Here is a 12,042-nt window from a genome sequence, read left to right as displayed (position 1 = left end):
TTAATTTTTGAGGTGTATACTAATTACAATCACCACTTAGAAAGAGGATCATTATGCCTGATTATCTGAATGAACTCGAAACCTTTTGGAATGAATTCGCCGAAGAATATGAAATGATTCAACAAGAATCAATATTTCCGATTACTGAAGAACTGCGGGATTTTTTGCTAGCAGAAAATCTCCTGCCCTGCCAAACCTTTTTAGATCTTGCTGGAGGTTCTGGTCGTTATTTATCTACAATAAAAGCATATGTTCAAAAATATGATCTGGTAGATTTATCAGCGGAAATGTTGAAGCTTGCAGCTGATAAATCTAATAGTAATGTTCAGTTGATCAAAAACGATCAAAAAAAATTCTTATCACAGAATAAAGAGCGTTATAACATTGTTTTTTCAGCTATGAATCCTGCTTTACAAACAAAAGAAGAGCTACTCGCTTTTTGCCAAGCAAGCCATGATTGGTGTTTGATTCTAAGAGTCGTAACCGACGAGGATCAGATCTTTTCTCCCTATGAAGAAAAGAATTCTGATCTGTTATTGAATGACCGCTATAAAACTTTTTTGAATGAGTTGAACATTCCTTATCGTACAAAAAAATTTGCATACACCAATTGCGAAGAAATCACTCGTGATTTTTTTCAGGAATACTTTATGGATGATTTTTCTTCAACAGAATTAGCTGAAATCACTGAAAAAACTTTTGGGAACAAACTTAAAAAATGGAATCAACAATTTCTCGACTTTGAGTTGATTTATTTTCATGTACCAAAGACTTATAATGAGATCGGTTTTTAACTTTTAAGGAGGATTTTCGATGGAAGAAAAAACGTTTCAACGAATTAAAGAATTAACGGAACTGCAAGGAACCAGCGGTTTTGAAGAAGATATTCGCAGCTACCTGCGAACTGCTATCACACCATTAGTGGATGAGGTGCAGCAAGATGGTTTAGGCGGAATTTTTGGTCTGCGCCAGGCTGATGAAAGTAAACCACGTGTGATGGTCGCAGCTCATATGGATGAGGTTGGCTTTATGTTAACAGAAATCACCTCCCGAGGTTTATTCAAAGTAGTCCCTCTAGGTGGTTGGAATCCTTATGTGGTGTCTGCTCAACGCTTTACTCTAAAAACTGGTAAAGGTAATTATCCATGCATCTCTTCTTCTGTGCCGCCGCATTTATTACGGGGAACCAGCGGGCAAGGACAGATCAAAGTTGAAGACATTCTTTTTGATGCAGGGTTTGAATCAAAGGATGAAGCTTTGGCTTACGGTGTTCTACCAGGCGATACAATTGTTCCACAAACTGAAACAATCAAAACCGCGAATGGAAAAAACATTATCAGTAAAGCTTGGGACAATCGCTACGGCTGCACTGTCGTTTTGGAAGCATTAGAAGCATTACAAAAAGAAGAATTAGATTATACACTAATCGCTGGCGCGAATGTGCAGGAAGAAGTCGGCTTGCGGGGAGCAAAACCGGCCGTCACAAAGTTCAAACCAGATATATTCTTTGCAGTTGATTGTTCAGCCGCAGATGATCTAGTGACAACGAATGGGACTTTTGGTCACTTAGGGGAAGGAACGCTTTTACGTATCCAAGATCCCGGTATGATCCTACTTCCGCGCTTACGAGAATATCTATTGGACACTGCGGAAACACATAACATTCCATATCAATACTTTGTTTCTAAAGGTGGGACTGATGCAGGTGCCGCTCACACTGCAAATGAAGGAATACCAAGTACTGTGATTGGTGTTTGCGGGCGCTATATCCACACCCATCAAACCATGTTCAGCATTGCAGATTTTGATGCCGCGCGAGAAATGCTAATCCAAGTTTTAAAAGGCTTAGATGAAAGCACGATCAAAACAATTATCGAAGGAAAGTAGTCGCTTAAGAAAAATTAAATAACTTCAGAAAAATCGAGATTATCAAGGCTTTCCTAACTTATTTGATGACTTTATTCAGTAGAACCAGCATTTTCCTTGCAATCAAAAATCATTTCCGTTAAGATTTAAACATATTAATAACTCCTTAGGGGAGTAACCGGCAACGTTGTTGTTGTGATATCAACAGTAAGTTAACCAGCGATGGTTTTCTGGTATCGTATGAAATGGTGAGACCTAAGACAAGTTTAAACACTTGCCTTGGGTCTCTTTCTTTTTTTTTCAGGACGTTACCACTAAGCTAAGTGAAATAAAAAAATTGGAGGATATAAATTGACAAAACACGCGTACCAGCAAGAAACAGAGGAATTAATGAAGGACTTGAACACTGCGCCAGAAGGTTTAAGCCAAGCAGAAGCCCAAAGGCGCCTGCAGGAAAATGGACCAAATCAGTTAAAAGAAGCGAAGAAGAAATCCTCGCTGACTTTATTTTTAGAAACCTTTAAAGATGCAATGGTGATCGTGTTGCTGATCGTTGCCGTTGTTCAAATGGTGATGGGCGCTCACGTTGAATCAATCGTCATTTTTGCTGTACTGTTGTTAAACTCGATTGTGAGTGTCATTCAGACGAAAAAGGCTGAAGGTTCACTGGATGCTTTGAAAAAACTTTCTGCACCGGATGCTAGCGTGCTGCGTGGAAGACAAGAGCAAAGCATTCCTGCTAAAGAAATCGTTACTGGTGATATCGTTATTTTAGAAGCTGGTGATTATGTGCCGGCTGACGGTCGCTTGCTCGAAGCCGGATCGTTAAAAGTTGACGAGGGAATGCTGACTGGTGAATCGACCCCAGCTGAAAAAGAAATCACAACATTGGGTAACGATGTCCCTATTGGTGACCGTCTCAACATGGTTTTTAGCGGAACGATCGTGACTTATGGTCGCGGAAAATTTTTAGTAACTTCTACAGGCAGTGATACGGAGATTGGTCAGGTCGCTGATTTATTAGAATCAACGACAGAACAAAAAACACCACTTCAACGAGGATTAGACAGTTTCAGTAAGAAATTAAGTATGGCGATTTTGGTTCTATCTTTAGTGATCCTAGGTGTTCAATTATTGCGCGTTTTCTTAGACGGTTCAGCCGATATGACGCAAGATATTGTCAATGCCTTTATGTTCGCTGTCGCCGTAGCCGTGGCGGCAATTCCAGAAGCGCTGCAATCAATCGTTACAATCGTTCTTTCATTAGGAACAAAGAAAATGGCGAAACAGCATGCGATCATTCGTAAGCTGCCTGCTGTAGAAACATTAGGCTCAACGAGTATTATTTGTACTGACAAAACGGGGACGTTGACACAAAATAAAATGACAGTTGTTGATCACTTCTTAGCCGATGGACAAAGCGGAGAATTTTCAAACGATCCGAAGCAATGGGAAGCAGATGAACAACGTTTAATTGAAATTAGTGTTCTAGCTAATGATGCAACGATTAGTGAAGACGGTACAAAATTAGGCGATCCAACGGAGATCGCATTAATCGACTATAGCGAAGAACAAAACCAATCGTATCGTGACTTGCGTAAGAAATATCCTCGACAGGCGGAACTGCCTTTTGACTCTGATCGTAAATTGATGTCAACACTTCACACGATCGACCAACAAAAAACCATGGTAACGAAAGGTGGCCCGGATATCGTTTTTGAGCGCAGCTCGAAAGTGTTGCTTGACGGACAGGTTGTCGATTTTACACCAGAGCTTAAAGCGCGTTTCCAAAAACAAAACGAGGCTTTTTCTGAACGGGCATTACGTGTATTGGCCTTTGCTTATAAAGAAGTAACAACAGATTCGATAACGTTAGACGATGAAAAAGATCTGATCTTAGTCGGATTGCTGGCAATGATCGACCCGCCGCGGGAAGAAGTTTTCCAAGCGGTCGCTGATGCCAACTCTGCTGGTATTCAAACAGTGATGATCACCGGTGACCATAAAACGACTGCCGTTGCCATTGCGAAAGAAATTGGGATTTTCCAACAAGGCGATCTTGCATTGACTGGTGCTGAATTGGATCAATTGAGTGAAGCTGAGTTAGCCGAACAATTAGAACAAATCACGGTTTACGCTCGTGTTTCACCAGAAAACAAAATCCGAATCGTCCGTGCTTGGCAAGACAAAGGCAAAATCTCTGCTATGACCGGTGACGGTGTCAATGATGCTCCTGCCTTGAAGCAAGCAGATATCGGAATTGCGATGGGAACTGGAACAGATGTTGCGAAAGATGCAGCTGCGATGGTTCTGACAGATGACAACTTTGCTTCAATTATTAAGGCCGTCGAAGTTGGACGAAATGTTTTTGATAATATCAAAAAAGCTGTTGCTTATCTATTTGCTGGAAATTTAGGTGCGATCATCGCGATCATCTTTGCCTTAGCAATCGGTTGGGCAAATCCATTTACTGCTTTGCAACTACTCTTTATCAATTTGGTAAATGATTCACTGCCGGCAATTGCTTTAGGAATGGAAAAAGCGGAGCCGACGATTATGCAGCGTCAGCCGCGAGATCCGAACAGCGGGATCTTCACTGGTAAAACACTGATCTCTGTAACCTATCGTGGGATTTTGATCGCCGTTGCCGTGATCACCGCCCAATGGATCGGAAATCTGCAATCCGCTGAAATGGGTGTCGCGATGGCCTTTTCGACCTTGATTTTAAGTCGGACATTACAAACTTTTGCCGCTCGTTCCAACACACAAACCTCCGTACAAGTTGGTTTGTTCTCCAATAAAATGGTCTTGTTGGCAATTCTTGTTTGTGGCGGATTATTTAGCCTGACATTATTACCAGGGTTACGAGAAGTTTTTGCTATTCCAGCAGCCTTTGCTTTGAAGGAAATTGGCTTGGCTCTCGCTCTAGCAACTTCAGCCGTTCTATTGATGGAAATCACTAAGATGATCATAGTGAAAGTACAAGAACCAAGGGCAAAAGCACAATTGAATAAATACTAAACGAGATTAACCGCATGAAAAAGCCGACATCAGCATTCTGATGTCGGCTTTTGGCTTATAAGAATTGTTGCAGATAACGTTGAATTCGCGGATTGTCACTTTCAAAGAACGCTCGACTGCTGCCGTCAAAAGTCACTTGTCCTTCTTCAAGAAAAACGATTCGATCTGCGACTTTACGAGCAAACTCCAAATGGTGAGTCACAACAATCTGGCCATTGCCTGATTCGGCTAAATCCTTGATTACTTGCAATACTTCTTGTGCCAGCTCTGGGTCTAGTGCACTCGTTGGTTCATCATAAAGCATAAACTCAGGCTCCATCGCCAATGCACGAGCAATCGCTACCCGTTGCATTTGTCCGCCAGATAATTGTTTCGGATGCTCGTTTGCTTTATCTAATAATCCGACTTTTTCCAGTAGTTGTTCTGCCTGTTCTCGCGCTTGATCTTTGGAAACTCTCTTCACCTGCGTGGGTCCTTCCATGACGTTTTGGATCACTGTCAAATGGGGGAAAAGGTTATAAGCTTGGAAAACGATACTGAAATGTCCACGATATTCCTTTAATTGACGAAAGGATAAATTTTGCGGGAAAGAAAGATTGTCCTGATCGATTTTGATTCTGCCACTATCCGGTGTCTCCAATAAATCGATTGAACGCAGTAATGTACTTTTCCCTGAACCCGAAGGTCCTAAGATGACGGTCGTCTCCCCAGGTTGAAAGGTCAAATCGATTTCCTTTAACACTTGATTGCCATCAAAACTTTTATTTAATTTCTCGATTGTTAACATGATTCTTCCCCCTAATAGACCATCCGTTTTTCAAGTACAGACTGCAAATAATTCAAGAAGGTACAAAATACTAAATAATAGACCGCCACCATGCAGTAAAGCAATAATGGCTCGTAAGTACGAGCAGCAATCCGTTGAGCCGTCATAAAAATTTCCACAATCGTGATACTAGCTGCCAATGAGGTATCTTTGACCAGACTAACAAAGTTATTGGACAAAGGCGGCAACGCGATCTTAAAAGCTTGAGGTGCAATAATACGATAAAGAATCTGCCAACGGCTCATTCCTAAAGATGCCGCGGACTCATATTGCCCCTGAGGAATCGCTAGTAAAGCGGAACGAATGTTTTCAGAAGCATACGCGCCGGTATTTAATGAAAAAGTCAAAATCGCTGCAGTCCATGCATCCATTTGAATCCCTACAGAAGGGAGTCCAAAAAAGACGATAAATAATTGGACTAATAAAGGCGTCCCACGGAAGACCCAAACATATAGGAAAAAGATTCCGTTTAAAATGCGATTTTTTGAAATCCGGGCTAAGGCAGTGATTAAAGCCAAGACCATCCCCAAGGCGAAAGAGATCAGGGTTAAAGGAATCGTCATTTTTAACAGTGCCCAAAACAACGGCAGCGCAGAGCTTTGAATAATATCAATTGTTCGTTCCATTTTACTTAGACCTTCCCTCTATTTAGAAATATCCTTCTTGAAATATTTTTCTGATAGCTTCGTTAAGGTACCATCTGCTTCTAACTCTTTGATGGCTTTATCAACTTTCTCAGCTAATTCTTTATCATCTTTATGGAACATCGCGGCTACTTCTGTTGCTTCATCCGAAGTTTTCACGATTTTGATTGGTGCATCTGGTTTTTGGTTCAAATAATCGTAATAAGTCACGTCATCGTTCAAAGTAGCATCTGCACGATTATCGCCAACCAGTTCTACTGCCTTACTAAATCCATCAACACTTGAGATCTCTGCACCAAGATCTTCTGCCATTTGAGCGTAGTTACTAGTTAATGATTGAGCAGATGTTTTTCCTTTCAAATCAGCGAAGTCCTTAATCTTATTATTATCTTTATTTACGATCAACGCTGGATGAGAAACTGAATACGGTGTACTAAACAAATATTTTTCTTTACGTTCAGGGGTGATCGACACTTGGTTGAAGATCACATCGGATTTATTTGCATCAAAGGCTGCTAACATCGAATCCCAAGGTGCTTCCACAAATTTGACTTTATAGTCGATTTTTTTCGCCACTGCTTTTGCGACATCCACGTCGTACCCAGTCAACTTATCATTATCATCCCGAAAAGAAAACGGTGAATACGTTCCTTCTGTCCCTACACGCAAAACCTTTTCCGAGCTTGCTTCACCGTCACCTTTTGACTGGCAGCCTGCCAAAAACAAGATACCGACGACTAATAAACTAACAACTGCAATAATTGATTTTTTCATTTTATTCTTTCCCTTCTAACGCTTGGTTTAAATCCTGCTTTAAATCTTCAATATCTTCAATTCCCACTGATAATCGAATCAAGCCATCCTTAATACCAGACGCTTCTCGTTTTTCTTTTGGAATCGAGGCATGAGTCATAACCGCTGGAACTTCAATCAAACTTTCAACGCCTCCAAGGCTTTCGGCCAAAGTAATGACTTTCAGTGCCTCAACAAATTCTGCAACTTTAATTTCATTCACTAACTCAAAAGCGACCATTCCGCCAAAACCGCGCATTTGTTTCGCAGCGATTTCGTGTCCAACATAATCAGATAACCCAGGATAGTATACTTTTTCTACGGCTGGATGAGCAACTAAATAGTTTGCAAGTGTTTCAGCATTCTTTTGATGTGCTTCCATTCGTACGGCTAAGGTTTTGATTCCTCTTTGGAGCAGCCAGCTGTCCTGCGGGCCAAGAACTCCGCCGATTGAATTCTGATAAAAGCCGATTTTTTCAGCTAACTCTTCGTTATTCGTTGTCGCTAAACCAGCAACTAAATCACTATGTCCCCCTAGATATTTTGTCCCACTATGCAAAACAATATCTGCGCCCAATGATAGAGGCTGCTGCAAATAGGGGGTGGCGAAGGTGTTATCAACGATAGTCAGTAACTCGTGATTCTTTGCCCACGCTGCACTCTTTTCTATGTCGACGATTTTTAATAACGGATTACTAGGTGTTTCCAAATACAATGCCTTCGTTTTTTCAGTGAAAGCCGCTTCTAATTGTGAAAGTTCCCGACTGTCTATCATTGTGTAGCTTAACCCCAGCGGCTTAAAGACTTTTTCCAATAAGCGGAACGTCCCACCGTACACGTCATCACCTAAAATCAAATGATCTCCCGGTTGGAATAAGGATAATGTCGCATGAATAGCTGCTAAGCCAGAGCCAAAAGCAAAACCTTTCACTCCACCTTCAAGTTCAGCAATCAGCTCTTCTAGAGCCAAACGAGTCGGATTACCAGAACGTGAGTATTCAAAATCTCCCGGTTGTCCTAATTTTGTTTGACGATATGTTGAGGTTTGATAGATTGGTACACTGACCGATCCTGTTAACGGGTCTTCACTGATTCCTCCGTGAATTAATTTCGTTGATAAATGCATGTGATTTCCTCCTAGTATTTAGTCATTTCTTCAGCGTTCATCTGTTAAGCAACAACACATGGTGGTTCCTCCTGTCTTTTTTATTATACGTACTATTTTCTAATCACGTTAGAATGTGATAACAACGGCAGCTAGCTCATTTCTGATGTAATCATTTTTCTAAAATCCAGAAAAGTGAAGTTATTTTCATACGTATATCATTCCGCTAAACAGCACGATCATAAATTTTCTTATCCAATGAACATCCCTCGATCTTTTTATATTGTGAAAAGCGGAACTGACAAAAAGAGGTGCAGCTATTAAAGCTGCACCTCTTAGTATCGTTAAAAATGAGAAGTTTCCTTCTTTTTAAACGAGCTCAGAACAGTTAATAGGCATGACAAAGTGGTATGCTGCTTTTTTGCACCATACAACAACATGCTGATTCAACTGTTTGTAGAGTCATATATTTCGCAGTGTTGTTTGTCATGAGTCCTGACCTCCTTAAATGATTGGATTAAATTTAGCACTTAAAAAATGAGAAGTCAATCAATAAACTCTCAGAAAAAAAGTAAAATAACTATCTTAATGATTAGATAAATCTAGCTAATGAACTAATTTTAGAAAGATATTCAGTGAAAAACATCTCTTAAAAAAACAGTTTATCTAAATTTTTAACACATCAGAAACCGAGTAGTTACCTGGTGGCTGTTTAGCCAAAAATAGTGCACAATCGCAAGCTCCTCTTGCAAAGCCTTGCCAATCGGTTGAATGATGACTGATCTCTAGCCGTTCACCGAATCCGCCAAAGAAAACGGTATGGCTACTTGGTGTATCCCCCATCCGAACAGAATGATAACCGATTGTTCCCGTTTTACGTCCCCCCGTCCCTTCACGACCATAGACCGCTAAGTCCGAAAACTCAGCCCCTAACTCATGTGCGATCAATTCGCCCATTTCTTTCGATGTGCCGCTTGGTGCGTCCTTTTTCCAGCGATCATGCATTTCTACAATTTCAATATCCGTTTCTTCCCCGATAGCGGCAGTTGCCATTTGCAATAGCTTATTCATGACATTGACTAATTTTGAAGTATTCGCAGCATAGAGCATTGGAATCGTTTCTCCCGCTTCATGAAACAGTGCCATTTCTTCAGAACTAAAGCCAGTCGTTCCGCAAACCAAAGCTTTTTTATATTGCTTAGCTAATTGTAATACCTTCAAGCCCATTTCTCTTGTTGAAAAATCAATAATAACATCGCACTCATCGATCACGGCCTCTAAATGATCCACGATAGAGATTCCAAGATCACGTCCAAGTAATGCCACCTGGCCTAAATCCTGACCTATATAATCACGACCTTTTGCTCCTACTCCTGCTACTAACTCTAACTCCTCACTATCAGCAGCTATCTGAGTGATTAAACGCCCCATCTTCCCCCGAGGACCAACAATAATTGTTTTAATCAATTTCTTCCCTCCTGTACTGTTCGTAAAACGATTTCAAAATTAGTTTACCATGGAAAGGACTTCACTGAGGCAAAATCATCTAAAATATGAAAAATCACCTGTGGAGTCTTCCACAGGTGATAACGTCGATCTTTATTAAAAAAAAATTCGCAAGAACGACCATAAATAACGTAATAATCGAAATAAAATAAATAAAAGGAAAATATTTCCTAAAATAAAACTAACTGCATTTCCAGCACTTGCCTTCAAATTACTCAAGGTAAAACGACGTAAAAAGCGCGGCATTGAGCTGTAGCCATTACGTTTTAAGCGAAACTTCTCCTCATATGTAAGATCAAGCATATCGTAGTAGACGATTTGCAGCGGTTCCCGCGAGAAGAAGGCTTTGGAGAAACCGACCATCATCGTATATTGCTTGTTATTGGATGGCAGATTGCGTACACCTTTTTTATTGATCCGAATTTTTTCATCGTCCATCACATTATAGCTGTACTCTTCTTCTTGGATTTTGTGGATCTGTACGTCCGGTGTATTTTCGGCTAAAAAAGCTTGATAGACCTCCGGAAATTTCTGCTTTTCTAAAAACAGATAAACCATCAACGCTGCTATCAGTACCATCAGTAAACCATTCAATACTAAATTATCTTGAAATATGCCGCTGTATACCATAATGATCACTAATGCCACTGCACTGATCGTGATTCGTTTCCAGTAATAGTTTTGATACATGATCTTGATCGTACGTTCATAGTACGCAAAATCCGATTCAGCAAAATTCATCAAACTCACCACCCTTTCTTTAATCTCTTATTTTCTTATATAGTATAGCAGTATAGCGAAGCAGAGTGGAAAGTCAATGTCATGACAGTTAGTTTATTCCTAGAAAAATCACAGAGAATTAAAATTATCTAAAAAACTGGATCGACATTCTTGCCGATCCAGTTCCTTTTTTAATCATTTATTTTAATGACAGGCTCCCCAGATGCAGCCCGCAAAACTCTTTGGGGAAACATTTCTTCTGGCGGCGCATAGTCATGGCCTGATTCCGTTTGCCAACAGGCAGAGACTGACAACAACGTTGCTCCAGTATTGATCAAACGATGCGCCGTATTCCCCGGAATGTAATGAACTGATCCGGGAACCACCTCTTCCAGCTGTGTTTCACCATTGTCTGTCATCATCAGCAGACCTTGTCCCTCTAATCCAAAGTAATACTCACCGGTGTCTCGCTTCGCATGAAAATGCCCTTTTGTCAGAAAGTATTCTGCTCCAACCACTCCAGGATATAAATGGGTGATCCCAAAATACAGTCCCCCCGGCGTTCCTTCAACTAAATCATTGTCTTGATATTCAACGCGATACATCACCGTTTCCGGACTTAATTCCTGATAAGCGGCTGTATCTGAAAAGTAGCCTGCCAAATCTTTTGCTCGAGTCTCTTTCTCTTGGATGCCTTTGCCTTCTAACTTGAAGGTTTCGCCGTTATACCTGATTTTACTTTTATTGATCATCGCGGACTCCTTATCATATGGTTTCATGGAACGTATTTTTCCCATTTCTCTTTATACAAATCGGGACGGACAACAAAATCGAATCTGCTTTTATCTCGCTGATATTGCTGATAAATCGGAAGCTCCGATTCGATCGCAAATTCTGAGTATCCACGCGGTGCTTTCTCGATCAACTTGTCTGATCGATAACTGGGATTCTGCTCCCAAATAATCTTGCCTTGAGCATCGAACTTAGGATAGTACGCCAAGCCGTTATGCGCTCGAACGTCTTCATAGTCAAAACCAAAATCTCGCACACACCACGCACCAAAAATCATGCGTTCCGTTTTTGAGGCATTGATCGTGCAATGTGCCCAGCCTGGCGGAACGATCACCACTTCTCCAGCTTTGGCTCCCACAGCATAGCAACGCCCCGGATCATCCGTCGCTCTTTCCTGCATATAGATGATTGCTTCGCCGTACCAAATCTCATAAACCTCGGGGGTCGACATTTGACAAGCCTGCGAAATTGAATGGATATGTCCTTGGCTTTTGACTGGCTCTTCACCGATCGAACCCTTCGCGTAAGCAACGATACCAAAAAGTAGTTCTCGCTCCAGTAAGTCCGATCGATCACGTTCTGATCCCACATCCATCGCGATCGAATAAACGATCTCAGGTCCGGTCGCCTCATGATCCGCCATACTATGAAGGATATCCTTTAAATGACGCTGTTCAGCATGAGCTGGACCAAAAACGGCAGGTGGATAGATAAACTCGTGGGTTTGTTCATCAAAGGTTATACCTAACCCTGTTTCAAACATTTTTTCC

11 protein-coding genes are annotated in these 12,042 nt (G+C 41.1%); 3 read left to right on the top strand and 8 right to left on the bottom strand.

Annotated features, from left to right (window positions below):
- Positions 1 to 53: 53 nt before the first annotated feature.
- The 3 genes from IGI52_RS18080 (at position 54) to IGI52_RS18070 (ending at position 4,887) form a co-directional block, all read left to right on the top strand.
- Positions 54 to 794 carry a methyltransferase domain-containing protein gene (locus tag IGI52_RS18080; RefSeq protein ID WP_438782015.1) on the top strand — a complete coding sequence of 247 codons (741 nt, stop codon included), beginning with the start codon at positions 54 to 56 and terminating at the stop codon, positions 792 to 794.
- 19 nt (positions 795 to 813) lie between these two features.
- On the top strand, positions 814 to 1,887 hold the full coding sequence (gene pepA / locus IGI52_RS18075; protein WP_438782014.1) for a glutamyl aminopeptidase: 1,074 nt from the start codon (positions 814 to 816) through the stop codon (positions 1,885 to 1,887).
- A gap of 330 nt (positions 1,888 to 2,217) precedes the next feature.
- A complete protein-coding gene (locus tag IGI52_RS18070) occupies positions 2,218 to 4,887 on the top strand; it encodes a cation-translocating P-type ATPase (RefSeq protein WP_438782013.1) in 2,670 nt (889 codons plus the stop codon).
- A 55-nt stretch (positions 4,888 to 4,942) separates the two neighbouring features.
- Here the strand turns inward: IGI52_RS18070 and IGI52_RS18065 are convergent, their stop codons facing one another.
- From IGI52_RS18065 to IGI52_RS18030, 8 genes are all read right to left on the bottom strand, one after another.
- Positions 4,943 to 5,674: an amino acid ABC transporter ATP-binding protein gene (locus IGI52_RS18065; RefSeq protein WP_438782012.1), complete on the bottom strand. Its 732-nt coding sequence runs from the start codon at positions 5,672 to 5,674 to the stop codon at positions 4,943 to 4,945.
- Between the two features lie 11 nt (positions 5,675 to 5,685).
- Positions 5,686 to 6,339 carry an amino acid ABC transporter permease gene (locus IGI52_RS18060; RefSeq protein ID WP_016180964.1) on the bottom strand — a complete coding sequence of 218 codons (654 nt, stop codon included), beginning with the start codon at positions 6,337 to 6,339 and terminating at the stop codon, positions 5,686 to 5,688.
- Positions 6,340 to 6,357: 18 nt separating this feature from the next.
- Complete coding sequence (locus IGI52_RS18055; protein ID WP_438782011.1) at positions 6,358 to 7,131, bottom strand: amino acid ABC transporter substrate-binding protein; 774 nt, start codon at positions 7,129 to 7,131, stop codon at positions 6,358 to 6,360.
- 1 nt (position 7,132) lies between these two features.
- Positions 7,133 to 8,275, bottom strand: coding sequence for a cystathionine gamma-synthase (locus IGI52_RS18050; protein ID WP_438782010.1), 1,143 nt, complete (start codon positions 8,273 to 8,275; stop codon positions 7,133 to 7,135).
- A 645-nt stretch (positions 8,276 to 8,920) separates the two neighbouring features.
- Complete coding sequence (gene dapB / locus IGI52_RS18045) at positions 8,921 to 9,721, bottom strand: 4-hydroxy-tetrahydrodipicolinate reductase (protein ID WP_438782009.1); 801 nt, start codon at positions 9,719 to 9,721, stop codon at positions 8,921 to 8,923.
- Positions 9,722 to 9,856: 135 nt separating this feature from the next.
- Positions 9,857 to 10,501 (bottom strand): hypothetical protein, encoded by a 645-nt coding sequence (locus IGI52_RS18040; RefSeq protein ID WP_438782008.1) that lies wholly within the window; start codon positions 10,499 to 10,501, stop codon positions 9,857 to 9,859.
- A 170-nt stretch (positions 10,502 to 10,671) separates the two neighbouring features.
- Positions 10,672 to 11,232: a glucose-6-phosphate isomerase family protein gene (locus IGI52_RS18035; protein WP_438782007.1), complete on the bottom strand. Its 561-nt coding sequence runs from the start codon at positions 11,230 to 11,232 to the stop codon at positions 10,672 to 10,674.
- A gap of 23 nt (positions 11,233 to 11,255) precedes the next feature.
- The gene (locus IGI52_RS18030) at positions 11,256 to 12,035 is read right to left on the bottom strand and encodes a glucose-6-phosphate isomerase family protein (RefSeq protein ID WP_438782006.1); all 780 of its coding nucleotides are present in this window, start codon (positions 12,033 to 12,035) and stop codon (positions 11,256 to 11,258) included.
- Between the last annotated feature and the right edge of the window lie 7 nt (positions 12,036 to 12,042).

Origin of the sequence: Enterococcus sp. DIV0187 (assembly GCF_051713785.1) — a bacterium.
In the GTDB taxonomy this organism is placed as follows: domain Bacteria; phylum Bacillota; class Bacilli; order Lactobacillales; family Enterococcaceae; genus Enterococcus_A; species Enterococcus_A avium.
Note: the sequence above shows the minus strand (reverse complement) of the source record. Positions and strands in the feature narration are given on the sequence as shown.